This is a genomic window from Kitasatospora sp. NPDC093679, from assembly GCF_040683455.1.
GTDB classification, from domain to species: Bacteria; Actinomycetota; Actinomycetes; order Streptomycetales; family Streptomycetaceae; genus Kitasatospora; species Kitasatospora arboriphila.
Genome location: NZ_JBFBDW010000054.1, coordinates 17,471 through 42,562, shown reverse-complemented (window position 1 = coordinate 42,562; position 25,092 = coordinate 17,471). Strand labels below are relative to the sequence as shown.

Annotated in this window: 22 protein-coding genes; 9 read left to right on the top strand and 13 right to left on the bottom strand. The window is 75.6% G+C overall.

The features are described from left to right. Positions 1–13 precede the first annotated feature (13 nt). The 6 genes from AB0O09_RS31600 to AB0O09_RS31575 all read right to left on the bottom strand — a co-directional run bounded on the left by AB0O09_RS31600 (position 14) and on the right by AB0O09_RS31575 (position 6,934). Positions 14–1,600 (bottom strand): CoA transferase, encoded by a 1,587-nt coding sequence (locus AB0O09_RS31600; RefSeq protein WP_363547654.1) that lies wholly within the window; start codon positions 1,598–1,600, stop codon positions 14–16. After that, positions 1,597–2,385 (bottom strand): methyltransferase domain-containing protein, encoded by a 789-nt coding sequence (locus AB0O09_RS31595; protein ID WP_363547651.1) that lies wholly within the window; start codon positions 2,383–2,385, stop codon positions 1,597–1,599. Before AB0O09_RS31595 ends, AB0O09_RS31600 begins: the two co-directional genes overlap by 4 nt. An 81-nt stretch (positions 2,386–2,466) precedes the next feature. Continuing rightward, entirely contained in the window at positions 2,467–3,828 is a 1,362-nt protein-coding gene (locus AB0O09_RS31590) for an NAD(P)/FAD-dependent oxidoreductase (RefSeq protein WP_363547650.1), read from the bottom strand. Then, positions 3,825–5,438, bottom strand: coding sequence for a class I adenylate-forming enzyme family protein (locus AB0O09_RS31585; protein ID WP_363547646.1), 1,614 nt, complete (start codon positions 5,436–5,438; stop codon positions 3,825–3,827). The genes AB0O09_RS31590 and AB0O09_RS31585 overlap by 4 nt, the downstream gene beginning before the upstream one ends. Continuing rightward, the gene (locus AB0O09_RS31580; protein ID WP_363547643.1) at positions 5,435–6,412 is read right to left on the bottom strand and encodes a UbiA family prenyltransferase; all 978 of its coding nucleotides are present in this window, start codon (positions 6,410–6,412) and stop codon (positions 5,435–5,437) included. The genes AB0O09_RS31585 and AB0O09_RS31580 overlap by 4 nt, the downstream gene beginning before the upstream one ends. 219 nt (positions 6,413–6,631) lie before the next feature. Beyond that, entirely contained in the window at positions 6,632–6,934 is a 303-nt protein-coding gene (locus tag AB0O09_RS31575) for a hypothetical protein (protein WP_363547640.1), read from the bottom strand. Between the two features lie 397 nt (positions 6,935–7,331). Between AB0O09_RS31575 and AB0O09_RS31570 the strand changes: the two genes are divergently transcribed. Next, positions 7,332–8,681: a DUF3533 domain-containing protein gene (locus AB0O09_RS31570; RefSeq protein ID WP_363547637.1), complete on the top strand. Its 1,350-nt coding sequence runs from the start codon at positions 7,332–7,334 to the stop codon at positions 8,679–8,681. A 413-nt stretch (positions 8,682–9,094) separates the two neighbouring features. Here AB0O09_RS31570 and AB0O09_RS31565 read toward each other — a convergent pair whose 3' ends face one another. Beyond that, positions 9,095–9,922, bottom strand: a complete 828-nt coding sequence (locus AB0O09_RS31565) for a TIGR04222 domain-containing membrane protein (RefSeq protein ID WP_363547634.1) — start codon at positions 9,920–9,922, stop codon at positions 9,095–9,097. A 191-nt stretch (positions 9,923–10,113) separates the two neighbouring features. Further along, on the bottom strand, positions 10,114–11,511 hold the full coding sequence (locus AB0O09_RS31560; protein ID WP_363547631.1) for a helix-turn-helix transcriptional regulator: 1,398 nt from the start codon (positions 11,509–11,511) through the stop codon (positions 10,114–10,116). Positions 11,512–11,857: 346 nt separating this feature from the next. Between AB0O09_RS31560 and AB0O09_RS31555 the strand changes: the two genes are divergently transcribed. The 3 genes from AB0O09_RS31555 to AB0O09_RS31545 all read left to right on the top strand — a co-directional run bounded on the left by AB0O09_RS31555 (position 11,858) and on the right by AB0O09_RS31545 (position 16,310). Next, on the top strand, positions 11,858–15,052 hold the full coding sequence (locus AB0O09_RS31555) for a M28 family peptidase (RefSeq protein WP_363547629.1): 3,195 nt from the start codon (positions 11,858–11,860) through the stop codon (positions 15,050–15,052). Between the two features lie 249 nt (positions 15,053–15,301). After that, positions 15,302–15,832 carry a protein phosphatase gene (locus AB0O09_RS31550; protein WP_363547626.1) on the top strand — a complete coding sequence of 177 codons (531 nt, stop codon included), beginning with the start codon at positions 15,302–15,304 and terminating at the stop codon, positions 15,830–15,832. A 172-nt stretch (positions 15,833–16,004) separates the two neighbouring features. Next, positions 16,005–16,310 (top strand): hypothetical protein, encoded by a 306-nt coding sequence (locus AB0O09_RS31545; RefSeq protein WP_363547623.1) that lies wholly within the window; start codon positions 16,005–16,007, stop codon positions 16,308–16,310. 94 nt (positions 16,311–16,404) lie between these two features. On the opposite strand, the gene AB0O09_RS31540 is transcribed toward AB0O09_RS31545, so the two are convergent. Together AB0O09_RS31540 and AB0O09_RS31535 are read right to left on the bottom strand one after the other, a co-directional pair. Further along, on the bottom strand, positions 16,405–17,274 hold the full coding sequence (locus AB0O09_RS31540; RefSeq protein WP_363547620.1) for a hypothetical protein: 870 nt from the start codon (positions 17,272–17,274) through the stop codon (positions 16,405–16,407). A gap of 62 nt (positions 17,275–17,336) precedes the next feature. Next, complete coding sequence (locus AB0O09_RS31535) at positions 17,337–18,263, bottom strand: NAD-dependent protein deacetylase (protein WP_363547617.1); 927 nt, start codon at positions 18,261–18,263, stop codon at positions 17,337–17,339. Positions 18,264–18,601: 338 nt separating this feature from the next. Between AB0O09_RS31535 and AB0O09_RS31530 the strand changes: the two genes are divergently transcribed. Continuing rightward, positions 18,602–19,579, top strand: coding sequence for a helix-turn-helix domain-containing protein (locus AB0O09_RS31530; protein WP_363547615.1), 978 nt, complete (start codon positions 18,602–18,604; stop codon positions 19,577–19,579). Between the two features lie 97 nt (positions 19,580–19,676). Continuing rightward, the gene (locus AB0O09_RS31525) at positions 19,677–20,507 is read left to right on the top strand and encodes an MBL fold metallo-hydrolase (RefSeq protein ID WP_363547612.1); all 831 of its coding nucleotides are present in this window, start codon (positions 19,677–19,679) and stop codon (positions 20,505–20,507) included. On the opposite strand, the gene AB0O09_RS31520 is transcribed toward AB0O09_RS31525, so the two are convergent. Further along, on the bottom strand, positions 20,468–21,454 hold the full coding sequence (locus AB0O09_RS31520; RefSeq protein ID WP_363547609.1) for a helix-turn-helix domain-containing protein: 987 nt from the start codon (positions 21,452–21,454) through the stop codon (positions 20,468–20,470). The genes AB0O09_RS31525 and AB0O09_RS31520 overlap by 40 nt on opposite strands. Positions 21,455–21,643: 189 nt before the next feature. Between AB0O09_RS31520 and AB0O09_RS31515 the strand changes: the two genes are divergently transcribed. From AB0O09_RS31515 to AB0O09_RS31505, 3 genes are read left to right on the top strand one after another with little or no spacing between them, the layout of a single operon-like run. After that, positions 21,644–22,324, top strand: coding sequence for a DJ-1/PfpI family protein (locus AB0O09_RS31515; protein ID WP_363547606.1), 681 nt, complete (start codon positions 21,644–21,646; stop codon positions 22,322–22,324). Between the two features lie 40 nt (positions 22,325–22,364). Next, entirely contained in the window at positions 22,365–22,703 is a 339-nt protein-coding gene (locus AB0O09_RS31510; RefSeq protein WP_363547603.1) for a hypothetical protein, read from the top strand. Between the two features lie 56 nt (positions 22,704–22,759). Continuing rightward, the gene (locus tag AB0O09_RS31505; protein WP_363547600.1) at positions 22,760–23,506 is read left to right on the top strand and encodes a 2-phosphosulfolactate phosphatase; all 747 of its coding nucleotides are present in this window, start codon (positions 22,760–22,762) and stop codon (positions 23,504–23,506) included. Between the two features lie 46 nt (positions 23,507–23,552). Here AB0O09_RS31505 and AB0O09_RS31500 read toward each other — a convergent pair whose 3' ends face one another. Both AB0O09_RS31500 and AB0O09_RS31495 read right to left on the bottom strand, forming a co-directional pair. Next, positions 23,553–24,323, bottom strand: coding sequence for a maleylpyruvate isomerase family mycothiol-dependent enzyme (locus AB0O09_RS31500; RefSeq protein ID WP_363547597.1), 771 nt, complete (start codon positions 24,321–24,323; stop codon positions 23,553–23,555). An 85-nt stretch (positions 24,324–24,408) separates the two neighbouring features. Further along, entirely contained in the window at positions 24,409–25,035 is a 627-nt protein-coding gene (locus tag AB0O09_RS31495; RefSeq protein WP_363547594.1) for a DinB family protein, read from the bottom strand. Positions 25,036–25,092 lie beyond the last annotated feature (57 nt).

Below are 25,092 nucleotides of genomic sequence, written 5' to 3'. Positions count from 1 at the left end.
CGGGCGGCGGCGGTCACGGGCGGAAGGTCCACGGCGGGCGGACGAGCGTGCAGCCGGCCCGCTCCAGGGCGGGGGCCAGACGCGGGTCGGCGGCCAGCGCGGCGAGGTCGGTGCAGACCGGTACCGAAGGCGCCGACCCGTCACCGCCGAGACGGCAGAGCAGTTGCGCCGCGGACAGCAGCGAGGACTCCACCCGCTGCGCCCGGCCGGTCCGTTCGCGGGCCTCCAGCGCGGCCACCGCGCCCTCCGCGCAGACCAGCCCGCCCAGCACGTCGCACAGCGTCATCAGGGACGGCCGTACCGGCTCGCCGGGCGGGGTGACCAGGGCGGCGAGGCCGGAGTACGCCTGGACGGGGTAGTCGGTGCCGAGCGGCAGGCCCGGCCCGTGCTCCGCCCCGCTGCCGGAGGCCTGCACATGGACGAGACCCGGGCGGACGGCGGTCAGCGCCTCCGCGTCCAGCCCGAGGGCGGGCACCTTGGCCGGGGCGAGGCTGTGCAGCAGCACGTCCGCCCCGGCCACCGCGCCGCGGACGGCGGCCCGGCCCGCCGGGCTGCGCAGGTCGGCCTCCAGCACCTCCTTGTGCCGGTTGAGCGCCGCGAACCGGGCCGAGACGGGGCCCGCCATCGGCGGTACGCCGCGCAGCGGGTCGCCGCCCGGCGGCTCCACCCGCACCACCCGGGCGCCGAGCAGCCCGAGGACGTGCCCGGCGAGCGGCCCCTGCACCCGGCGGGCCACCTCCACCACCGTCACCCCGTCCAGCGGGCCGCGGCCCGGCCCCGGCGGTCGCGCGGCACCGGCGGCGGCCCCGCCCGGCGTGAGCCGCCACGGCACGGCCCGGCCGGACCCGGGTACGGGCCGCGCGGCGACCGCGGTGGCGGTGACGCCGCACTCGGCGGCCAGCACGGCGAGCTGCCGGTAGGGCAGGGCGGCGGTGGCGGCGGCGAGGTCCGCCGGCAGCGGGCAGACCGCGGTGGCGTAGCGCAGTTGGAACGGCCGCCAGGCCCGGGCGACCGTCCGGCGGTCCGCGCCCAGCGCGGCCCAGAACCGCTGCCAGCCGTCGGCCTCCAGGGTCTCCAGTTCGAACCGCACCCCGTCCAGCGAGGTGAACGGCGGCCCGCCCGGACCGGCTCGCTCCTCGTCCCCGGCGCCTTCGTCCCCGGCGCCCTCGTCGGCGGTGGCCGCCGCCAGGTACTGGCCGACGGCGAGCAGCGCCGCCTGCGCGGCCGAGACCTCCACCGCCGAGTGCGCGGCACCCAGCCGGGCGGCCCGCAGCGCGGCCAGGGCGCCCGTGGCGGCGAGCACCCCGGCGGCGGCCGAGGCGAAGCCGACGCCCAGCGGCACGGGCCGGCCGTACCGGCGGCCGTGCACGTGCATCAGGCCGCAGGCGGCCTGGACGTCCGCCTCGCCGTGCAGCGGCAGCGCCACCGGCCCGGCCCAGGAGATCCGGCAGTCGATCCGGAGCGGGCCGTCCGCGAGGCCGAGGGTGCCGTCGGGGTGCCGTTCGGTGCGGTGGCCGAGGGCCCTCAGGTGTGCGGCGGCCAGGCCGAGGGCGGCCCGCGGCGGTGCGGAGGCGGCGAGTGCGCCGGTGGCGCTGCTCACGGGCGGCGGCCCTGGACGGTGTGCACCAGGTTGGAGCAGGCCCGGAAGTCCGGGTGCACCAGGACCTCCCGCAGCTCGGCGAGTTCGTCCTCGGTCAGCCCCGCGCGCAGCAGCGGCTCGCGCAGGTGGCGGGTGTTGTGGATCTGTAGTTGCAGCCCGGGCGAGCCCGGGGTCAGGGCGGTGACGTACGGGACGGCCTCCACACCGGCGAAGCCGGCCCGCCGCAGGGCGGCGGCGCACTCCCGGCCCCAGCCCTGGTGCGAGCCGCGTTCGCGGAACGCCTGCAACTTGGCGCGCTGGAACCGCTCGAAGAGCTCCTTGGCCCGGGCGCTCGGTGCGAGCAGCACGGGCGCGTACTCGGCGTCGAACTCCAGCAGGTGCAGTACCCCGCCGGGCCGCAGCGCGGCGAGCAGGCGGCGGAGCACGGCCTCCCGTTCGGGCAGGTGGGAGAGCACCAGCCGGGCGTGGATCAGGTCGAACTCGCCGTCGGGCAGCTCGTCGTGGACGATGTCGTGGCGCCGGACGTCCAGGTTGGGACGCTCCGGCAGGGGCAACGGCACCAGGTCGGTGGCGAGCACCCGGCCGGCGGGGCCGACCCGGTCGGCCAGCCAGACGGCGATGCTGCCGGCGCCGGTGCCGATGTCCAGGCAGTCCATCCCGGGGCGGACGCCGGCGCCGACCAGCCGCTCGACGGTGATCGGGTCGAGCCAGGCCGCCAGGCAGCGGTGCTGTTCGGCGGCGTGGCTGCCGGTGTTGTCGAAGAGGTAGGCGGGGGCGAGGGTCATCGGTCTCTCTCCGGTCCGTCGGCGTCGACGGACACTGGTCGGCTGCGGGCGACAGGGCGTGCGGGCGTGCGGGCGTGGGCGTCAGGGCACCGGGACGGGCCGGTCCGCCGCATGGGTGAGCACCCGGTGCGCGGCCAGCCGGCCGGATCGGACGGCGCCCTCGCTGCTCGGCCGGAGCATCACCCAGTCCCCGGCGTACTCGATCGCCCGGGTCGGCCGGGCCAGGAAGGCGGCCCGCTCCCGGACGGCGGCGGGTGCCGCCTGCGGCAGGCCGTGCCGGTACCGGTGCACCAGGGTGCGGACGGTGGCCGCCCGCAGGCCCGGGAGGAAACGCTCGGCCTCCGCGCAGGCGATCTCCACCACCCGCTCGTCCGGCTCCTCCAGCAGCTCCGGGCTCGTCCACGGCGAGACGAAGACGTTCGCCAGGCCGCGGCCCTCGGGTGCCCGGCCGCGGGCCTTGAGGTGGTCGAGGACGATCCCGGTGCAGACCAGGCTCTCACCGGCCGGGACGGAGATCGCGTAGCTGGGGCTGCGGGTCGGGCCGGGCAGCGGCCGGTCCAGCAGGCAGGCCACCTTGAGCATCGGCGCGTACGTGCTCGCGGCCACGAATCCGCGCTCCTCGGGCGGGAGTCCGGGATGCAGGGAGAGCGCGACGGGGGCCGGCACGGCCAGCACCGCCTGCCGGGCGGTGCACCGCGTGCCGTCGGCGAACTCCAGCCGCACGCCCCCGTCCTCCGGGCGGACGGCCGTCACCCGGGCGTCGAGGGCGACGTCGAGCCGGTCGGCGAGCGAGCGGGCCAGGGTGTCCATGCCGTCCCGGTAGGTCATCCAGCGGGCACCGGCGCCGCCGACCGAGAGCAGGGTGGCCACCATCGGCCCGATCGCCGAGGTGTCCGGCCGCCAGCCGAAGCAGTGGCTCGCCAGCGGTTGGAGCATTCCGTCGAGCAGTTCTTCGCGGCCGCCCGCGCAGTACTGACCGAGCGTCAGCTCGCCGCTGGGCGCGCTCTCCGGGTGGTCGGGGTCGAAGCCGCGCCAGCGCAGGGCCAGCTCGGTGGCGAAGCCGAGCCAGGCCAGCCGTCCGCGCCAGGAGAGCCCGGCACCCGTCAGCAGGCCCTTGGGGTGGCCGAGACGGGCGTGGGCGCGGCCGTGCCGCCAGAGGGCGAAGCCGCTCTCGACGACCGGCACCTCGGCCTCGGTGATGCCGACCGCCCGGATCAGTTCCCAGGTGGCCTCGTACCCGGCTCCGGCGATGGTCTCGGCGCCTTCGTCCACCAGGTAGCCGTCCACCCGGGTGGAGGCCATCCGGCCGCCGACCCGCCCGCTGCCCTCGAAGACCTTCACCTCGCGGCCGGCGGCCGCCAGGTGGTGGGCGGCGGCCAGCCCGGCGATGCCGGCGCCGACCACGGCGACGTCCAGCCCGGGGGTGCTCCCGACGGTGCTCATGTCCACCGTCCGCTGCCGAAGGCGGCCGTGCCGGCGAGGAGCCGTTCGCGCAGTTCGTGCCGCCGGACCTTCCCGGTGCCGGTGCGCGGGACGGCGTCCCGGTCGAGCACCACCGGCTCGGCGAGCGGCGGCAGGTCGTGGACGGCCCGCCGCCAGCGCTCGCCGTCGAGTGCGCCGTCGCCGGTGACCAGCACCGGCAGCGGGCGGCCGTCGGCGACGGCGAGTAGCACCGCCTCCTCGACCTCCGGCAGCCGGTCGTGGAGCACGTCCTCGACCTCGACGCAGCTCAGCCCCGGGACCATGTCCACCTCGCGGTCGAGCAGCAGCAGCCGCCCGTCCCGGGTGCGGACGCCGAGGTCGCCGGTGTTGAACCACGGCCCGGCCGCCTTCGCCTCCCAGCGGTCCGACTCGCCGAGGTAGCCGAGGCAGCGGGCGCCCGTCCGGGTCAGCACCAGGCCGGGCTCGCCGCGCCGGACGGGCGCCATGGTGGCGGGGTCGACCACCTTGAGGCGCACCCAGCCCGGCAGCGGCCGGCCGAGGTCCCGGGTGGTCGGGTGGCGCTGCTCGCTGTCCGCCAGCGCCCCGCGGGTGAGGAAGCGGAAGGTGAGCGGCCCCGTCTCGGTCTGCCCCCAGCCCTGCATCCAGAGCGGGCGGCGACGTTCGGAGGCGGACAGGAAGGTGCGGACGGTCGGCGGATGCATCGCGTCGAAGGTCGAGATGTACAGCCGTACGTCCCGGAACGGGTTCTGCGGCCCGGCCGCCAGCTGCTGCCAGCGGACGTAGGTGGACGGCAGCGCCTCCAGGATCGTCGGCGGATGGCTGCGCAGCAGCGCGGCGGCGGTCGACGGGTCGGAGTCCGGCAGGATCGCGAAGGTGCCGGGTGCCCGCCAGAACGCGCTGGCCGTCCAGGTGACGGCGCGGCCGTGGGCGAAGGAGATCGCGCTGGCGACGGTGTCCTGGCGGCGGGCGGAGAGCACCGGCCAGCGGCGGGCCTCGAAGGCGGCCAGCCGGCGGATCAGCGTGCGGGTGGAGTGCACCACCAGCTTGGGGACGCCGGTGGTGCCGGAGGTGTGGTTGACGGTCAGCGGCGCGTCGTCGGGGCGGCGGTGCACGGCGGGCACGGGGTGGCCGCGCAGGTCGTCGGGGGTGAGGGCGCCCTCGGCGGGGCCGTCCAGGCAGACGGTGCGGCGGACGAGCCGGGTGAGGTCGTGGCCGGCCGGGCGGGCGGTGCCCAGCACGTCCCGCTGGGTCACCAGGACGGCGGGCTCCAGCCGTTCCAGCAGCACGGCCAGGCCGTCCGGCGGCACCCGGTCGGAGAGCAGCGCCGGCACCGCGCCGATCCGGGCGGCGGCGCAGGCGAGCAGCACGTAGTCCCAGTGGTTGCGCTTCACCACCGCGACCCGGTCGCCGGGCCGCGCGCCCGCGGCGGCCAGCCAGGCGGCCGTGTCGCGGACGAGGTCGGCGAGCCGCTCCGTCGTCCAGCTGCTGCCGCCGTCCGGGGCGAGGTCGAGCGGACGGCCGAGTTCGACCCGGATCGGCGGCCGGCGCTCGGCCAGCACCTCGAACAGCGGGCCGAGGTCCAGCGGCAGGGGTTTCACCAGGGCGGTCACGACAGGCCCCCGGTGAGCAGACCGGCGGCGGACAGGTCGACGGCGACCAGCAGGGCGCAGCTCAGCCGGTGCAGGTGGATGCCGAGCCGCCGGGCGAGCAGGACCTGGCCCTCGACGAAGCCCCGGTGCCACTGGCGCACCCGCAGGACCAGCACCGGCGCCATCACCAGCGGGAACCACCAGGGTGCCACGCCCGCCACCGCGGAGCCGACCACCAGCGCCGCCTCCAGGGCCGAACAGCCCGCCACGAACAGGGCGTTGCCGCGCGGCGGGAGGAGCACGGCGGCCGTCCTGCGGCCGACCGCGCGGTCGCCCGGGATGTCGTTGGTGTTGGAGTAGACGCCGAAGAGCAGGGGGCCGAGGCCGAACACCAGCGCCTGCACGGCGACGAAGGCGTCGAAGCGGCCGGTCAGCAGCCCGTGCAGCGGCAGGACGAACAGCCAGCCCAGCGCGGCGAGGAAGAACTCCTGGAAGCCGTTGTAGCTGATCCGCAGCCACCACGAGTACTGGAAGCCGAAGACCGTCAGGGCGAGCACCCCGGCCACCGCCCAGAGCGGCCGCGCCGGGGCCAGGGCCAGCGCGGCCAGCCAGCAGAGGGCGCAGGCGGCGGTGGAGAGCCAGCCGAAGCGGATCGCCTGCGGCTCGGTGAGGGTGCCCGCGATCAGCGGCTTGCGGGCCAGCCGGCGGGCGGGCGCGTCCGGGCCGTAGTTGACCTCGTCGCTGCCGTCCCGGTAGCCGGTGACGTCGTCGAAGGTGCACATCGCGGCACTCATCGCGATCTCGCCGCCGAGGAAGAGCAGCAGCACGGCGAGGGACGTCGCGGCGGTCGCGGCCGAGCCACCCGGCAGCACCATGGCGGCGACCAGCGGGACGCTCAAGTAGTAGTCGTAGATGTCGAGTTTGGCCAGCCGGGCGTAGGCCCGCCAGGCGATCGGCGGTGACTCGGCGACGGCCGGTGCGGCGGCGTGCTCCACGGGATCGCTGTCCTCTCAACGGCGGCCGGGCCCGGGACGGAATGCCGCGGGGGCCGGAGAAACGGGCCGACCGCGCTGACGGTGCGCCAATCCGCCGTGGCGGACGGTGAGTCGGCGATCTCATGATGGCATACGGATACCGTTCGGATGCATTCCTATGATGAGCGCAGAAATGGGCGGTCCACGGTGTGTTCGTCTGCGGACCGCCCGTTGCGGGAATTACGCCGAGAAACTCCCGGCGCCACCCGGGACGTGCGTGCCGTAGCCGGGCTGGACGGTCAGGCCCGGCCCGAGGCAGAACGGATTGCCGTAGACCTTCACGGGGTGGTCGGTCCGGTTGGCCAGGACATGGGCCAGAGTGGGCAGTTGGTTGCACCCGGACGGGTCGGTGTACACGTCCAGCGGCTGGAACTCGGTGGAGAACACCACCACGGTGCCGGTCGCCGCCCGCGGGGCGGGGGCGGCGCCAGTGAGCGCCAGAGCCGCACCGGCGGCGGCCAGGGAGGCCAGGAATGCTCGCACAATCGTCCTTGCTGTCGATCGGTTCCCGCATTCTTCGCGGGCTCACCCCATCGATATCGTGCGCATACGTTTGAGTTCCATTCGCGGTGTCGGACAATCACCCGCCCGGCGGAGGGGATCGAATGCCCGTCCGGCCGTGCGGCCGCGGACCCCGGCAGCGCCCGCCGGCGGCGTCCGGTCGGGTGACACACGGTCCCCACCGATCGGCGGTCGCGGGCTGGGCGTCCCGGGCCGCGTACGGTCGTTCCGGACGGACCCCGCCCGGCGGTCCGGCGCGCCCCGGCAGTGGCACGGCAGTCACCCCTGCGATGGCCCCGGCAGAGGCGCCGGCCCGAGCGGGACCGTCCGCAGGGCGCCGACCCCGACGGCGCCGGCGGGACGAGCGCAGGAGGCACCCATGACACCGCCCACCCCGCCCGGCGCGGCCGAGCCGCCCGCAGCACCCGCGTCGCCGCCCCCGCCATCCCCGTCCGGCAACGGTGCGACGGCGCTCCAGGTGCTGCGCAACCCCAGGATCTGGATCCTCCCGACCGCGCTGACCGGCGTCGTCGCGCTGCTGCTGTCCCTGCTCTACATGGGCGGCATCCTCAACCCCCGGATCGACCTCCACCGGGTGCCGGTCGGCCTGGTCAGCGCCGACAAGGGCGCCACCGTCGACGGCAAGCAGCAGAACCTCGGCGCGAGCATCACCTCCTCCGTCGCCGCCGCACCCGACCCGGACGAACGGGTCAACTGGCAGGTCCTCAGCCCCGACGAGGCGCAGCGGAAACTCGCCTCCAACCAGTTGTACGGCGCCCTGCTGATCCCCGAGGACTTCACCGCCTCCGTCGTCGGGCTCGGCCAGCCGCCGACCGGCTCGCCCGCCCGTCCCACCGCCGTCGTCCTCACCAACCCCGGCTCCGGCAGCCTCGCCTCCTCCTTCGCCGCCTCGATCGCCACCGACGCCGCCCACCGCGCCTCGACCGACCTCGGCAAGCAGCTCACCGCCACCGCCGCACAGCGCGCCGCCCAGCAGGGCACCCAGGTCTCCAACCCGTCCGCCCTGCTGCTGGCCGACCCGATCACCGTCGAGACCCGGGTCGGGCACCCGATCGGCCCGCACAGCGGCCTCGGCCTCAGCGCCTTCTACTACACCCTGCTGCTGGTGCTCGCCGGCTTCCTCGGCGGCAACGTCATCGGCAACGGCGTCGACGTCGGACTCGGCTACACCGACAACGAACTCGGCCCGTGGCACACCCGCCGGCGCACGATCCCGATCACCCGCCGCCGCACCTGGGTGGTCAAGTCGGTGATGAGCGTCGGGATCTCGCTGCTCACCTCGGCCGTCATCATGCTGGCCACCGTCTCCATCCTCGGCATGGACGCCTCGCACCTGCCGCTGCTCTTCGTCTTCTCCTTCTGCGCCAGCGCCGCCGTCGGCCTCGGCGTGCAGGCGATCAACGCCACCTTCGGCGGGATCGGGCAGCTGGTCAGCATGTTCGTGTTCATCGTGCTGGCCCTGCCGTCCTCCGGGGCGACGATCCCGCTGCAGGCGCTGCCGGACTTCTACCGCTTCCTCGCCAGGTTCGAGCCGATGCGGCAGCTCAGCGACGGCGTGCGGGCGATCCTCTACTTCGACGCCCGGGCGGACGCCGGCCTCGCCCGCGCCTGGATCATGATCGGGGTCGGCACGGTGCTCGCCCTGCTGCTCGGCTGGGCGATGACCAGCTACTACGACCGCAAGGGCCTGCACCGGCTCGCGGCCTGACCTCACCCTGCCGGAGGTCTCGGTGGCCCGGTCCGGCCGAGGGCTCGCCGGGAGAGAGGCACGAAGTGCCCTGCCGGTCGAGGTGGTACAGGACGGCTGTCGGCGGCCGCGGGGGCGCCGGTTCCTCCTCGGCCGTGCCGGTGGGTCGGGTCACCCGGCGGCGGTCCGACAGCGGTGACCCGGTGGTCGCGTTCTTCCTGCTCCAGGTGGACCGGAGAGGTGCAGCCGCCGCCGACCAGGTGGTCGACCGGTGCGGTCGCGGTGGCGCGCACCAGCGGGCCTGCGGGCCGCCGGCCCCGTCGACAGGGGCTGCAGCGCCGGGTCCCACGGCAACCCGTCGATGTGGGGCGGTGGAGCGGCCGGACGGTCTGACCGTCCGGTGAATCGTCCGTCGCTGCGGTTGCCGAGGGTGGTCAGATCCCGAGTCCGGCCCAGTCGTTCATCTCCGGGGGAGGTGCCGGAGGGGGTGGTGCCAGTGCTTCTCGCAGGTCGTGGGGTTCTTCCTCCGGCGAGAGCAGGCCGCGGGCGCAGCGCCCGAGTCGTGCCGCGTCCGCGGGGTCGGCATTCGCCACTGCGGTGCGGGGGATCCATGGGACGGGAAGGGCGTCCAGGACCTGTCTGCCGTATTCGGTGATGCCGTCCGGAGGCAGGTCGAGGCGCCTCCGGGAGGCCAGACCGAGAACGGTGCTCCCGACCACGGCGGCGGCTGTTCCCACGGCGGCCCATGCCGGCTCGTGCGAGTACAGTGCGACGTCGACTGCGCCGAGCATGACGATCGGGATGCCGAAGGCGAGGCCGACGACCGCATTCCGGGCGGCGTGGACTGCGCGCAGCGCTCCGGGCGGGGTGATGAGCCCCTGTGCCCCGAGGTGCTCGCCCAGGGAGCGGATCGCAGCGGAGCGTGCGGCGCGCTCGGCGACTTTCCATGCCTCCGCGTCCGGTGAGCGCCGGAAGGCGGCCACGACCGCGGATTCCACCCCGTCGCGCGGCACGGGGTCGACCAGTTCGAGCCGTGAGCCGGTGACCGTCAGACGGCCGGACCACAGCATGCCGGTCAAGCAGACCTCGACCACCCGGGTGGGGCCGGCGCACATCCAGGCCACCTCGTACGGGCTCAGCCTCCGGTCCCGCGTGCGCACCGCCACGGACTGCCAGCGCAGCCACACCACCGTCCACTGCAGGTACGCGATGCTCCACCCGGTCACCGCAGCGAGCACGGCGACCACCGCGACCATCCACATGACGCCCCCTCCCGAACGCCCTTCCCCCGCCATCAGTGTGGGCCTGCCGGCCCGCTGTGCCCAGACCCGAGCCCCGCCGGCGTCGCGTCACCGGTGCGAACCGGCCGCCTGCGCGGACGGTCTGGCGGCGGGGGCGGCAGGCACGGCCTTCTTCCCCGGGCCCGTCGGCAGGGAAGGCCACCGGCAGTGGGTCAGGCCGTGTCGAGGGCGGCGAGCAGGTCGGGGTGGCGGGACCGGGGTGGGAGGGCGGCCAGGCGGTCGTGCAGGCCGCGGAGTTCGTGGCGGACGAGGGCGGGAAGGGCGGGGGTGTCGGCCAGGGCGGGGGAGAGCAGGGCGAGGGCCGCGTCCCGGTCGCCGGCGCAGAGATGGCAGTCGGCCAGGCGGACGGTGAACAGCAGCTGTGAGGACGGCAGTTGGCCCGGTCCGAGCAGGGCCAGGGCGGTGGCGGCCGCGGCGGCGGCGTGCCGGGCGGGCCGCGGGTCGCCGACGGCGGCGGCGACGTCGCGCAGGGCGGCGGCCGCACCGGCCTCCACCCGGAGCCGCATGGAGGCGATGGAGAGCCAGGCGGCGTCCGCCTCGTCGGGTTCGCCGATGTGGTCGAGGTGCAGCCGGGCGCGGGCGATGTGCCGGCCGGTCCCGCGGACGTCCCCGGCCAGTGCGTGGGCCCGGGCCCGGCCGATCCGGCCCATCGCGCCGGCCCAGTGGCGGTCGGGCGCGGCCCGGCCGATCGCCCGGGCGTAGCCGAGCGCGGAGTCGGCGTCGCCGTCGAGGCGGGCCAGGGTGCTCATGTCGCTCAGCGCGGCGACCTGGGTTGCGCGGTCGTCGGCCAGTTCGGACCAGGTGAGCGCCCGGTCGAAGCAGGCCATGGCGGTGGCCCGGCGGCCCTGCTGCATCCGCAGCACCCCGGCGGCGTGCGCGTACTCGGCGGCGAGCCGGGCCAGCGGTCTGCCCCGGGCGGCCGGCCCGGCGGCCAGCCGACCGAGGACGGCCCGCAGGACGTGTTCCACCGTCTCGGCCGCGCCCGCCCGGACGCCCTGTTCGCCGGCCCGCAGGTGTGCGGCGAGCAGGCCGGTGAGCGCGTGGACGGTGTCGGTGTCCGGTGGCGGCCCGCCCGGTCCGGCCGCGCAGAACGCCGCCTGGAGCACCGCCATGTCCTCGGCCGACGGCAGCGTGCAGCCCGCGGCCGCGTGCAGCGGGCAGAGCAGTCCGTAGTCCGGGAGGCGTTCCGGCGGCGGGTAGGCCGGGACGGGGCCGCCGCCGGACGGCGGCCGGGTGGGCGGCAGCGGTGGGCGGACGAGCACCGGCGGAAGCGGCGGCCCGGCCGGTTCCCGCTCGTGGGCGAGGCGGCACGCGGCGCTCAGTTCGCCACCCGCGCCGAGGAGTTCGTCGATCCGGTCGGCGAGACGGGGCGCGGTGCGGCGGCTGCCGTGCTCCAGGCGGCTGACCGCGGTGTGGTCGTAGCCGACGGCGGCGCCGAGCTGGGCCTGGGTGAGGCCGGCGGCCCGTCGCAGGCGCCGCAGACCGGCGCCGAACTCCTGCCAGGAGGCCGCTGACGGGTACGCGGAGGCGGAGGTGCGGCCGTCGTCCACGGGCAGTCCTCCCCCCACGGGATCCCTCGCGGGGCCGACTCCTCCCCGGCCCTCCGGACACCAGGACGGTACTGGACGGCCCGGCCGCCGTCCATGACGTGGTATCGACCAATCGGTCTCAACCACTGTGGGAAACACGCAGCTTGACGGAGTTTGCCAACTGCCGCACGCCGCAGCCGAATCCGTTGACCAGGGCATGGCGGCGTGTGAGGGTTCCGGCACCCGAGCGCGGACCCCGCAGGCCGTCCCCCGACAACGGCCCGCGGCGCGGCGCCGCCGGCCACCGCCGGCGACACCGCACGTACCTGTGTCCGCGGTCGAGGACCCCCACCTTCGAGGAGCCTCGATGAACCGCAGATTGCTGACGGCCGGGACGACCCTGGCCGTCCTGGCCGGCCTGCTCACCGCCACCGCGGTGGGCCCGGCCGCCGCCCGTCCCGGCCCGGCGGCCGACCCCGCCCCGCCGAACGCCCTGGCCGCCGCCGTCTCCGCCGCCGACCGCGCGGCCGCGGCCGGCCTGGACACCCTCGCCAAGGGGCCCGGCGAGAGCTACGAGCGGCACGCCGTCACCCCCTGGCTCGGCGGCCTCTACTCCGTGGCGTACGAACGCAGTTACCGCGGCTTGCCGGTGGTCGGCGGCGACGCCGTGGTGCTCTCCGACGGGCAGGGCCGGATCCGCGGCCAGCAGAACGCCGCACCCGGCGCGATCGGCGTGCCCACCACCACCCCCTCGGTGAGCGCCGCAGACGCCGAACGGACCGCCCGCACCCGGCTCACCGCCGTCGACGGCGCCGAACCGGCCCGCCTGGTCGTCAAGGTCACCGACGGCCGGGCCCGGCTCGCCTGGGAGTCCGTGCTCACCGGCCGGACGGCCACCGCGCCCAGCCGGCTGCACGTCTTCGTCGACGCCCGCACCGGCACCGTCCTCGACAGCCGGGACGACGTCCGCGCCGGCACCGCCAACAGCCGCTGGAACGGCCCCGCGCCCGTCACCATCAGCACCACCAACTCCGGCGGCTCGTACGCGCTGCGCGACCCGAACCGGCCCGGCCTCAGCTGCGCCGACCACGGCACCGGCCAGGTGTTCACCAAGTCCACCGACTCCTGGGGCACCGGCAGCCCGACCAGCAAGGAGACCGGCTGCGCCGACGTGATGTTCGCGGCGCAGAAGGAGTGGGACATGCTGCGGGACTGGCTGGGCCGCAACGGCCACAACGGCAACGGCGGCAGCTGGCCGGTCAAGGTCGGCCTGAACGACGTCAACGCCTACTGGGACGGCTCGTCGATCTCGATCGGCCACAACCAGGCCAACGAGTGGATCGCCTCGATGGACGTGGTGGGCCACGAGTTCGGCCACGGCATCGACCAGTACACGCCCGGCGGCGCCAACAACGAGGCCGGCCTCGGCGAGGGCACCGGCGACATCATGGGCGCGCTCACCGAGGCGTACGCCAACGAGCCCGCCCCGTACGACTCCCCGGACTACACCGTCGGCGAGACGATCAACCTGGTCGGCAGCGGGCCCATCCGGGTGATGTACAACCCCTCGCAGGTGGGCGGCAACCCCAACTGCTACTCGGCGTCGATCCCGAACACCGAGGAGCACGCGGCGGCCGGCCCGCTGAACCACTGGTTCTACCTGCTCGCCGAGGGGTCCAACCCCGGTGGCGGCAAGCCGTCCAGCCCGACCTGCAACAGCTCCTCCGTCACCGGCATCGGCATCCGCGACGCCGGCCGGATCTTCTACGGCGGCATGCTGCTCAAGACCAGCGGCATGACCTACAAGCGGTACCGGACGGCGACCCTGACCGCCGCCAAGAACCTCGACCCGGGCTGCACCTTCTTCACCCGCACCAAGGCCGCCTGGGACGCCGTCAGCGTCCCGGCCCAGAGCGGCGACCCGACCTGCACGCCGTCGGGCACCAACGACTTCTCGCTCTCCGTCGGCCCGGCCTCCGGCAGCGTCCAGCCCGGCGGCTCCACCACGGCCACGGTGGCCACCGCGGTGACCTCGGGCAGCGCGCAGACGGTGGGCCTCAGCGCCTCCGGCGCGCCGAACGGCGTCACCGTCGGCTTCAACCCCTCCTCGGTGCAGGCGGGTTCCTCCGTCACCATGACCGTCTCGGCAGGTGCCTCCGCGCCCGCCGGGACGTACACCCTGACCGTCACCGGCACCGGCAGCGCCGTGCACACCGCGCAGTACACGCTCACCGTGGGCGGCGGCGGCAACCCCGGCGGCGGCGCACCCGACATCGACGTCGCCAAGGTGCAGGCCCACCTCGCCCAGCTGAACACCGTCGCCAACCAGAACGGCGGCAACCGCCGGGCCGGCAGCGCCGGACACGGCCAGTCCGTCGCCTACCTCAAGGGCAAGCTGCAGGCGGCGGGCTACACCGTCACCGAGCAGACCTGCACCAGCTGCAGCTACACCTCCGACAACCTGATCGCCGACTGGCCGGGCGGCCCCGCCGACCAGGTCACCATGTTCGGCGCCCACCTGGACAGCGTCGCCGCCGGGCCCGGCATCAACGACAACGGCTCCGGCTCCGCCGTCCTGCTGGAGAACGCCCTGGTGCTCGCCCAGCAGAACCCGACCCTCACCCGGCACGTCCGGTTCGCCTGGTGGACGGGCGAGGAGCAGGGCCTGCAGGGCTCCAACCACTACGTCTCCCAGCTGAGTCCGACCCAGCGTGCGGCGATCAAGGCGTACTACAACTTCGACATGGTCGGCTCGCCCAACGCCGGCTACTTCGTCAACAACCTCACCTCGGCCGCCGCCGCCCCGCTGAAGGCGTACTGGGACTCGCTGGGGCTGCAGCCCGAGGAGAACACCGAGGGCCAGGGCCGCTCCGACGACTACTCCTTCCAGCAGGCCGGCATCCCCACCTCCGGCTACGCGGCCGGCGCCAGTGCGGTCAAGACGGCCGCCCAGGCGGCCAAGTGGGGCGGCACCGCGAACCGGGCGTACGACTCCTGCTACCACCAGTCCTGCGACACCACCGGCAACATCGGCGCCACCGCGCTCGACCGCAGCGCCGACGGCGTCGCCTCCGCACTGTGGAAGACCTCGGTCGGCGGGACGGTGCCCGGCGACGACTTCTCGCTCGCGGTGAACCCGGCGAGCGGCAGCGTGGAGGCCGGCGGCTCGACCACCGCGACCGTCGCCACCGCCGTCACCTCCGGCAGCGCCCGCACGGTCGCGCTGACCGCCACCGGCCTGCCGAGCGGTGTCACGGTGAGCTTCAGCCCCTCGTCCGTGCAGTCCGGCGCCTCGGCGGTGATGACCGTCTCGGCGGCCGCCGGCACCGCGGCCGGCACGTACTCGATCACCGTCACCGGCAGCGGCCCGGCCACCCACAGCACCACCTACTCCCTGGTGGTCGGCAGCGGGCCCGGCACCGGCACCTGGGCGGCCGGCACCGTCTACCGGGCCGGCGACACCGTCACCTACGCCGGACTGAGCTACGTCTGCCTGCAGGGCCACCAGGCCCAGACCGGCTGGGAGCCGCCGATCGTCCCGGCGCTCTGGCAGCGCGTCTGAGAACCGGGACCGTGCCGCGGGACGCCGCCCGGCGCCCCGCGGCACGGCCGTCCACCGGATGCCGCCCGGCACCGGCCTCCGGCGGGACACCGGAGCCGGGCGGGACGGCCCGACGGACGGCCAGGGGGGAGGGCGGCAGGGGACCCGGGGGTGCAGGGGCCCCTGCCGCCCGCACCCGTCACCGGCACCGCCACCACGCGGGGAACACGCTGCGGGCGGCTGCCGTTGGACCGCCGGAGAGGGGTGTGGGTGAGGACACGTCAGAAGGACCGCGACGTCCCGGGGCCGCGGACGCCGTGGGACGAGATCATGCCCGGCCTGTGGATGGGCGGGCACCACTGGACGGACACCACGGGCGAGTTGCAACTCGCCGTCGTGGGAGGCGAGTTCGACCTGGTGGTGAGCCTGTACACCGCGCCGGGCCACGGGCCGGCACCCGGCGTCGAGCACCTGGTGGCCGAGATCCCCGACGCCCCGCTGACCGCCGGGCAGCTCGCGGACGTCCGGCAGCTCGCCCGGGCCACCGCGTCGGCCGTCCGCGACGGCCGCACCGTCCTCGTCCGGTGCCGCTCGGGCTACAACCGCTCCGGCCTCGTGGTCGCGCAGGCCCTGGTCGAGCTCGGGACGGAGCCCGCGGCGGCCGTCGAGCTCGTCCGGCGGCGGCGCTCCCCGTGGGCCCTGCACAACCGCGTCTTCGAGGACTACCTCGCCGTGGGCCTGGACGTCGCCGCGCTGCTCACCGGCCTGGACGCCCCTCCAGACCACCCGCTACGCGGATGACCCGGTCGGCGCCGCCGACCTTGCCGCTCTCGTCGGGGTGCTCAACCGCCGTCGACGCGGGAGCGTTCGGCCAAGAGCAACGACAACCTCCCGGATCGACTGAGACGCTGCAGGTCACAAGGCTGCGGCGGTGGTCCGGGGACGCGTGCACCGGCCGGTATTCTTGCGCCTCATGTCAGTCAACATCGAACTCGGATTCACCGTCACCGGCCTTGCCGACGAGGCCCAGGCGAAGGACGTCGCCCGCGCCATCGGCGAACTGCTGGACGCCGAGGGCATCGAGGACCAGGTCGGCTACGGCGTGGTCCTCGACAAGGGGGAGTACCTCGTCACCGGTGAGTCGGAGTTCGCCCTGATCATCACCCGCTTCTACGCCTGGGGCCCGACCTTCGAGACCGCCTTCGCCCGGACGGTCGCCGAGGTCGCCCCCACGGCAAAGGCCGCCGTCGAGTGGGGCTATCCGGACGAGGACCACTGATGACCGTGTCCACCGCGAACCGGTGGCAGAGCTCGTCGTCACCGTCGGCGGCCGCATCCGTCCCGGAGGCCTGACCGGTCGACGCGCTCCCGGCTCAGCCCGGAGCGTGCAGGGCCAGCGTCCAGGTGTGCACGGTGTGCCGCTGGTGGTCGGCGGGGTCGCGTTCGGCGACGATCGCGGTGAGGCGGTCGCCCTCGCGGCGCAGGGTGCTGATGTACCGGTGCCGGTCGTCCGCGGGGACGGTCGTCAGCTCGGCCAGCACCGTGTGCTCCAGCCCGCGGCCGACGGCCCGCACCACCCCGTCGTCGATCACCAGCACGGTGCCGTCCTCCAGCACCACCGGCCGCGGCACCGTCGGGTCGGTGAGCGCCGGGCCCGCCTCCACGACCCCGCCGGGGAGCAGCCGGACGACCCGGCTGCGGGTCGGGATGCGGCGGTCCTGCTCCACCACCCGGATCCCGCTGCCGGTGACGAAGTGCCCGTAGCTGCGCCAGGCGTCGACCTCGGTGCCCTCCCGGTCGTACTCCCAGGTGTCGAAGTGGCCGTAGCCCTCCAGGCCCAGGAAGAACCGGCCGCCGCGCAGCACCGCGCCGCGCTCGCCGCGGAGTTCGGCGACCAGCCGGCCGTCCGCCAGGTCGAGCAGCAGGGCCGGGCCGAGGAAGCCCCACGGTGTGTAGGCGAGCGAGTCGGTGGTGACGAGCACCCGCCCCCGCGAGACGTACGCCGCGTTGGGGCGGGCCTCGCAGCGGTGCACCCAGCGGGTCCGGCCGGTGTCGTCGGTGCAGCGCACCTCGCCCTGGGCACCGTGGACGCTCAGCCCGCCCCGCCGGGCCAGCGGTCCGTCCGCACGTGGCCCCGGGTCGTACGGCGGCCGGCCGACCGCCGTGACGCGGTCGAGGACGGTGGCGCGCCAAACTGCGGACGGTGCCTGTCCGTCGGGGCCGCTGCGCTCGGAGGTCGGCATGGCGGCGATGGTAGCAACGGCCCTGCCCGGGGCAGGAGACGGCCGGTGGCCGGCCGCCGCGCTCAGGGTGCCGGGTCCGGCTGCCCGAGTCGCGCCGCGAGGCCGGCCAGGGTCTCGCCGAGCGGCGCCGCCACCCTGGCCGCGGCGAACTCGTCGCCCCGGGTGGCCCCCTGGTTCACGATGGCGACCGGCTTGCCGGTGCGGGCCGCGTGGCGGACGAACCGCAGCCCGGACAGGACGGTCAGCGAGGAGCCGAGGACGAGCAGCGCCCGCGCCGCGTCGACCAGGTCGTAGCACTGCTGGACGCGCGGCTTGGGGACGCCCTCGCCGAAGAACACCACGTCCGGCTTGAGCACGCCGCCGCAGGCCGCGCACGGGGCGATGCGGAAGGCGTGCACCAGCTCGTCGGGCAGGTCGACGTCGCCGTCCGGGTTGATCCGCGAGCCGGTGTCCCGGAAGCCGGTGTTCAGCTCGGTCAGGCGGCGGTCCAGCTCGCGACGGGTGCTCGTCCGGCGGCAGTCCAGGCAGACCACGCGGTCGAGGGCGCCGTGCAGCTCGACGGCGTCGACCGTGCCCGCCGCCCGGTGCAGCCCGTCCACGTTCTGCGTGATCACGCCCGTGACGTGGCCCGAGCGGCGCAGCTCCTCGACCGCGCGGTGGCCCGCATTGGGCAGCGCACCGGCGATGGTCCGCCAGCCGACGTGGCTGCGCGCCCAGTACCGCCGCCGGCCGTCCTCGCTCGCGGTGAACTCCTGGTACGTCATCGGCGTGCGCGGCCGGGCCCGCCCGGTCTCCCCGCGGTAGTCGGGGATGCCCGACTCGGTGGACAGCCCGGCGCCGCTGAGCACGGCCACCCCGCCGCCGGCGAGCAGCCGTCCGACCTCGCGCAGGCCGTCGGCCGTCGCCGTTTCGTCGGCCGGCTGCGGCCCGTCCGCGGGCGGCCGGGACCCGCCGGCCGCCGTGTCCCCGGTCATCGGTCGGATGCGCATGCCCCCGAGGATAGATCGCCCGCCCGCGGACCGCGGCCGACCGGCCCGGGAGGGCCGCGGCCGGAGTGCTGCCCCGCCGGTCGGCCCGCAGGTCGGCCCGCGGGCGGGACGCCCGGGAAGCCGAGCTCCGCCCGGCCCGTGCCCTTTCCCTCACCGCCAACGGCACCGGAGGCGGCGGCGGGGCACCGGCGGCACCCGGCCCAACCAGGTGTGGCCGCTGCGCTGACCGGCGCACCGGCCCGCCGCCCCCGCCCGGTGGCCCGGGCCGGGGACGGATGGCCGGATCCGCCAGAGACCCGTCATTGCGGACACCACCCGCGCCCGGCGAGGATCGGGTCATGTCCCAACCGCACCGCGTGGTGGTCACCGCCTTCCCCGGCATCGAGATCCTCGACGCCGCAGGGCCGGCCGAGGTGTTCTCCGTCGCCACCCGCCTCCTCGGCGGCACCCGGCCCGGCTACCGGGTGGAGATCGCCGCGGCCGAACCCGGGCCGGTCACGACCTCCAGCGGCGTCCGCCTGCACGCCGACCTGACGCTCGACCGGGTCGGCGGCGGCATCGACACCCTGCTGGTCGCCGGCGCCGTCGACACCGCCGACGGCCCGCCCGTCGCCCGGGTCGACCCCGCCGTCACCGACTGGCTGCGCGCCACCGCCTGCCGGGCCGCCCGGATCGGCGGCATCTGCGCCGGCGCCCACCTGCTCGCCGCGGCCGGTCTGCTGGCGGGCCGGCCGGCGACCACGCACTGGCTCACCGCCGCCCAACTCGCCGCCGAACACCCGGAGACCGAGGTCGACGCCGACCCGATCTTCGTCCGCTCCGGCCACCTCTGGACCTGCGCCGGCATCACCGCAGGCATGGACCTCGCCCTCGCCATGGTCGCCGAGGACCACGGCCAGGCCCTCGCCCTGGCCACCGCCCGCACCATGGTGATGTACGTCAAACGCCCCGGCGGACAGAGCCAGTTCAGCGTTCCGCTGTCCGCCCCGCCGCCGCCCGACGACCGGTTCGGCCCGCTGCTGCGGGTGATCGCCGAACAGCCCGCCGCCGACCTCTCCACCGAGGCGCTGGCCGCGCGGGCCGGGCTCAGCGTGCGGCACTTCTCCCGGCTGTTCGCCCGGCACACCGGCCGCACCCCCGCCGCCTACGTGGAAGGCACCCGGCTGGAACGGGCCCGCCGACTGCTGGAGGAGAGCGACCGGGCCCTCGCCGACGTCGCCCGGGCCAGCGGTCTGGGCTCCGTCGAGACCCTGCACCGGGCCTTCCGCCGCGGCCTCAACACCACCCCGGCGGACTACCGCCGCCGCTTCCGCTGACCGACTCCTCCTCCTGCCCCTCGCGACCTCGCGTGGGGCCTCCTCGGCCTGCCCGCGCACGGCGCCGGCCGCCGCCCCCTCCCCCTGGAGAACACCCGTGTCCCGTACCACCGTCACGCCGATCCCCGTGCTCGGCCGGCACGCCGTCAACGCCTACCTGCTCACCGGGCGGCGCCCGGTGCTCGTCGACGCCGGGATCCCCGGCAGCGGGGAGCGGATCCGCCGGCACCTGGAGCGGCTCGGCGTCGATCCGGGCGACCTCGCGCTGATCGTCATCACCCACGGCCACATCGACCACTTCGGCTCCGCGGCCGAACTCCACCGCCTCACCGGCGCGCCGATCGCCGCCCACGCGGCCGACCTCGGGCCGTACCGCACCGGGCGGGTCCGCGAACCCTACCTGCCCACCGGGCCGATGGGCCGTCTGATGAGCCGCGGCCGCCGGCTCCGCGTCCGCACCGAGCCCTTCGAACCGCGGGTCCTGCTGCGCGGCGAGACCCCGCTGGACGAGTTCGGCATCACCGCCCGGGCGGTGCCCACCCCCGGCCACACCGCCGGCTCCGTCTCCGTGCTCACCGACCACGGCGACCTGGTGGCGGGCGACCTGGTCGCCAACTCCTTCATGGGACTGATCCCCGGCCGGCCGGCCAACCCGCCGTTCCACGACGACCCGCTCGGCAACCTCGACAGCCTGGACGCGATGCTCGCCCGCGACCCGGTCCGGCTGCACGTCGGCCACGGCACCCCGCTGGACCCGGACCGCGTCCGCCGCTGGGCCGCCCGCGAGCGCACCCGACTGCTCCGCCGGGCCGCCGCCGGACGGCTCACCACCCGCGCCGACCTGCCGGACGGCGCCGACGCGGCGACCGTCGACGAGGCGCCCGCCGACTACTCGGACCTCTCCCGTCCGGGTGCCTCCGACGGGTGACGGAGCCGCGGCCGGACGGTGCTCCGGTAGGTCCGCGGACTCATCCCGGTGCTCCGCTTGAACCGGTCCCGGAAGGCGGTGGCCGAGCCGAAGCCGACCTGGGCGCCGATCCGCTCGACCGGGTGCGGGGTGGTCTCCAACAGGTGCTGCGCCCGGCGGATCCGGGCCACGTGCAGCCACTGCAACGGGGTGGTGCCGGTCTGCTCCCGGAACCGGCGGATCAGCGTACGGGTGCTGACACCCGCGCGGGCGGCGATCCCGTCGAGCGTGAGGTCGCGGTCGAGGTTCTGCCGCAGCCAGCCGAGCAGCGGCTCCAGCGCGGCCCCGCCCGGCGCCGGATCGTGGTCGAGCGGGATGAACTGGGCCTGCCCGCCCTCCCGTTCGAGCGGGACGACGGAGAGCCGTGCGGCCTCCGCGGCCACCGCGGAGCCGTGGTCGCGCCGGACCATGTGCAGGCACAGGTCCAGCCCGGCGGCGGCGCCCGCACTGGTCAGGATCTGCCCGTTGTCCACGTAGAGCACGTCCGGGTCGACCGTGACCGCCGGATGCTCGGCGGCCAGCCGTCCCGCCGCGGCCCAGTGCGTGGTCGCGCGCAGCCCGTCCAGCAGCCCGGCGCCCGCCAGGACGAAGGCTCCCGAGCAGATCGACGCGATCCGGGTGCCGCGCGCCGCCGCCTCCCGCAGCGCCGCCAGGACGGCGGGCGTCGGCGCCGGGTGCGGGCCGTCGGTGCCCGGCACCACCACCGTGTCCGCCGAAACGAGCTCCGCCAACCCCCACGGCGCCCGCAGCGCGAAGGATCCGGCATCCGTCTCCGGCTCCTCCGCGCAGACCAGCACGCGGTAGCCGGGGCCGCCGCCGGGCAGCCGGGCCCGGCCGAAGACCTCCACCGGGGTCGCCAGGTCGAAGGGGACCACCCGGGGGAGCGCGAGGACGGCGATGGTGTGCACGGTCGGCAATCTACCCGCCCGCCACAGGCCGACCGCCACCCCGTTCCCGCAGGTCCGCGCGGTGGCACGGTGGTGTCGCTATCCCGTTGAAACCTGTCGCCGGAGCCCCTGTGGCCCTCCGCCGCCCGTGGATAGCGTCGGGGTGTCGCCGGCCGCGCCACCACCCCTCCCACCTGCTGAAGGACGCCCATGCATGCCCAGATCGTGCTCTTCGACGGCTTCGACCCGCTCGACGTCGTCGCCCCCTACGAGGTGCTGCACGCCGGCGGGACCGCCTCCGCCGGGGCGGTGACCGTCGAACTCGTCTCCGCCGAGGGCCCCCGCGAGGTGGTCGGCGGGACGGGCGGGCTCGCGCTGCGCGCCACCGCCGTGCTCGACCCGGACCGCCCCGGCCTGGTCCTCGTCCCCGGCGCCTCCGGCCGGATCGGCGAGGCCGAGGAGCCCGGGCACGCCGCAGACCCGGGCACAGCCGATGCGCCCGTCCCCGTGCTGCTCGGCCGCACCCTGAACACCGCCCTGCCGGGCCTGCTGGCCCGGGCCGTCGACAACCCGAGGACGACCGTCGCCACGGTGTGCGGCGGCTCGCTCGTCCTCGCCGTGGCCGGACTGCTGGAGGGCCGCTGCGCCACCACCCACCACCTGGGCCTCGACCTGCTGGACGCCACCGGTGTGCACGCCGTCCGCGCCCGGGTCGTCGACGACGGCGACCTGGTCAGCGGCGCCGGGGTCACCTCCGGCCTCGACCTGGCGCTGTACCTGCTGGAACGCGAGGTCGGACCGCAGATCGCGCACGCCGTCGAGGAGTTGTTCGCCCACGAGCGCCGCGGCACGGTCTGGCGGAGCGACGGCCCCGCCCCGGCCGCCTTCTGACCGAACTCGCCACAATCCGTTGAACGAGGAGCACACCACCATGTCCGTCACGCCCGTCGAAGGCACCTGGGACCTCGCCATCGCCACGCCCGTCGGCCGGATCACCGCGGTGATCGAACTCCACCGGTGGGACGGCCTCCTCCTCGGCACCGCCCGCGGCGCCGAGGAGGAGGTCCCGCTCGACGCCGTCACCCTGGACGGCGACCGGCTCGGCTGGCGGCAGTCCGTCACCCGGCCGTTCCGCCTCAACCTGGCGTTCGACGTCACGGTGGACGGCGACGCCCTGGCCGGCACCTCCCGCGCCGGCCGGCTGCCCGCCTCCAAGGTCACCGGCCGCAGGCGGACCGGGCCCGCCGACACCGACGCGGCCCGGGGCTGAACCGCGGCCCGGTAATCTCCTGGCGCGTCGGGTCGGGCGGGCACGATCATGGCGGGATGGACGCTCGTTTCCTCGGCATCGCCGAGTTGGCCGAAGTCCCGTCCGTGGCGGTCGTGGTCGACGTCATGCGGGCCTACACGGTGGCAGGCTGGGTCTTCGCCCGGGGGGCGGAGAGGATCGTGCTCGCCGAGTCGCTGGACGAGGCCCTGGCGCTGAAGGAGCGTCACCCGGACTGGGTGGCGCTCAAGGACGGTCCGCCGATGCCCGGGTTCGAGCTGGTGAATTCGCCGGGTCGGCTGCGGTCCGCCGACCTCGGGGGACGGACGGTCGTGCAGAAGACCACCGCGGGGACGGTCGGCGCCCTGGCGGTGAAGGATGCGTCGCTGGTGCTGTGCGCCGGCTTCGTGGTGGCGGAGGCGACGGCCCGGCTGCTGCGCGCACGCGGGTGCGACAGCGTCACGTTCGTGGTCACGGGCGAGGACGGGCACGCCGACGAGGACCTGGCGTGCGCCCAGTACATCGCTCGCAGGGCCGCCGGGGACGACACGGATGCAGCCGAGTTCCTCCGCCGTGCCGGATCCTCGCGCGCCGCCGCCGAGTTGGCGGAGGGGGTGCGGGAGGGATCCCATGCCGATGACGTCGCGCTCTGCCTGGAACTCGACCGGTTCCCCTTCGCCATGGTGGCGACCCCGGAGGACTCGCTCATGGTCCTGCGGCCGTGGGCGCACCACGAGGGGCGCGTGGCACTGCGCGATCCGGATGCGGGCCACCGGACGGACGGGGCTCGGCCCGTGCTGCCGTGACACCCACTCCCGGATCGCGCGGTGCCCCCGGCAGGACCGGGCCGTGCTACCGCTCCGGGTCCCACTCCACGAGTCGGCCGAAGACACCCCGATCGTCCTCGGTCTTCAGGGAGTTCAGCGGGATGCGGTCGTAGAGTGCGAGGACCAGGTCGTCGGCCGGGCCCTCGATCGAGGCATCGGTCGGCTCCGCGTCGGGTGCGGGCAGGCCGACGACGCGGGAGCCGTCGGCGGAGAGCCGTTGGCGCCAGGCGCGGCCCTCGGTGGTGCGGTAGTCGACGACGGCGGCCTCGTGCGGCCAGCTCTCGGTCGTCGTGCAGATGGTGGAGAGGAACTCCTCGACACCGTCGAGGGCGAGCTCGTCCGGCACCGGCTGCGGGGCGCCCGCGGCGAGCTGGGCGTCGTAGGTGTGCACCGTGATCTCGTGGAGCTGGCGCCGGGCGGCGGCGGCGCAGGTCTGCGGGGACTGTGACTTGCCCCACCACGTCCAGCAGCCGCGGTCCGGGCCGGCCTCGCGCAGCGCGTCGAGCAGCTCCTGCGTCGATGCGGCCGACCAGGCGAGCAGCGCCTCGCGCTCGCGGGGTGCGGTCGGCTCGCTCCGCGGGACGGCCTTGCCGGTGGCGCCAGGGCCTGCGGCGATGGTGGCGGCCCAGGCGCGGCGTCCCTCGCCCAGGTGCTGCGCCAGGTCGAACAGCGTCCACTCGGGGCAGGTCGGCACCTGCACGTCGAGGCTGGGCGCGGCCGCGAGCGCGGCCCGGAAGGCGGTCGACCGCTCGTCCATCAGTCGCAGCAGGTCGTCGAAGTCGAGAGCGTTGTACACGCCGGTTGTCTATCACTCCGCTCCGGTATCCGGACACTGGTTTTGGCGGCCGGCACGGCCTCCGGCAGGGGCCGGTGAACGGGCGTCAGCCCGCGATCGGCGAGGGACGTCCGTCCGAGGCCGGGTCGGGCAGGCCGGCGGCCTCGCGCGCGGCCTGCTCGATGCGGTCCCGGTGGCCCTTCCACCAGGCGTCGTCGCCCTCCGGGAGGTTGCCGTCCTGCGCCCGCAGCCCGCGGCCGCCGTCGACGAGTTCGCGGACGATGTCGGCGTGCCCGGCGTGGCGGTCGGTCTCGGCGATGGCGTGGACGAGGATGCGGTGCAGGGTCACTTCGGCGCGGCGGCCCCAGCCGACCCGGCCGGTCGCGTCGAGCGGCAGGGAGCGGACGGTCTCGTCGGAGTGCGCCCACACCCGGTGGTAGAGCCCGACGATCTCCTCGCGGGACTCCTGCGGGGTGGCCCACAGGTCGGCGTTCGGCTCGGCCCGGCCGGCGATCCACAGCGGCGCGGCCTCGAAGGGGCGTCCGAAGGTCTCGCCGAAGTACACCGCCTCCGCGGCGGTCACGTGCTTGACCAGTCCTAGCAGGTTGGTGCCGGAGGGCGTGAGCGGGCGCCGGACGTCGTACTCCGACAGTCCGTCGAGCTTCCACAGCAGCGCGTCGCGTGCGTCCTGCAGATAGAGGTGCAGGTCGGCCTTGGCGTCGAATGCGGTCATGTCGACCAGTCTGCGGACGGTGTCCGCGACGTCCACGGAATTTCCGGCCGGGCCCTC

Coding starts and splice junctions, on each gene's coding strand:
- AB0O09_RS31595 (WP_363547651.1), bottom strand. CDS start 2,385: ATGACCCTCGCCCCCGCCTACCTCTTCGACAACACCGGCAGCCACGCC.
- AB0O09_RS31590 (WP_363547650.1), bottom strand. CDS start 3,828: ATGAGCACCGTCGGGAGCACCCCCGGGCTGGACGTCGCCGTGGTCGGC.
- AB0O09_RS31570 (WP_363547637.1), top strand. CDS start 7,332: ATGACACCGCCCACCCCGCCCGGCGCGGCCGAGCCGCCCGCAGCACCC.
- AB0O09_RS31565 (WP_363547634.1), bottom strand. CDS start 9,922: ATGTGGATGGTCGCGGTGGTCGCCGTGCTCGCTGCGGTGACCGGGTGG.
- AB0O09_RS31555 (WP_363547629.1), top strand. CDS start 11,858: ATGAACCGCAGATTGCTGACGGCCGGGACGACCCTGGCCGTCCTGGCC.
- AB0O09_RS31545 (WP_363547623.1), top strand. CDS start 16,005: ATGTCAGTCAACATCGAACTCGGATTCACCGTCACCGGCCTTGCCGAC.
- AB0O09_RS31540 (WP_363547620.1), bottom strand. CDS start 17,274: ATGCCGACCTCCGAGCGCAGCGGCCCCGACGGACAGGCACCGTCCGCA.
- AB0O09_RS31535 (WP_363547617.1), bottom strand. CDS start 18,263: ATGCGCATCCGACCGATGACCGGGGACACGGCGGCCGGCGGGTCCCGG.
- AB0O09_RS31530 (WP_363547615.1), top strand. CDS start 18,602: ATGTCCCAACCGCACCGCGTGGTGGTCACCGCCTTCCCCGGCATCGAG.
- AB0O09_RS31515 (WP_363547606.1), top strand. CDS start 21,644: ATGCATGCCCAGATCGTGCTCTTCGACGGCTTCGACCCGCTCGACGTC.
- AB0O09_RS31510 (WP_363547603.1), top strand. CDS start 22,365: ATGTCCGTCACGCCCGTCGAAGGCACCTGGGACCTCGCCATCGCCACG.
- AB0O09_RS31505 (WP_363547600.1), top strand. CDS start 22,760: ATGGACGCTCGTTTCCTCGGCATCGCCGAGTTGGCCGAAGTCCCGTCC.
- AB0O09_RS31495 (WP_363547594.1), bottom strand. CDS start 25,035: ATGACCGCATTCGACGCCAAGGCCGACCTGCACCTCTATCTGCAGGAC.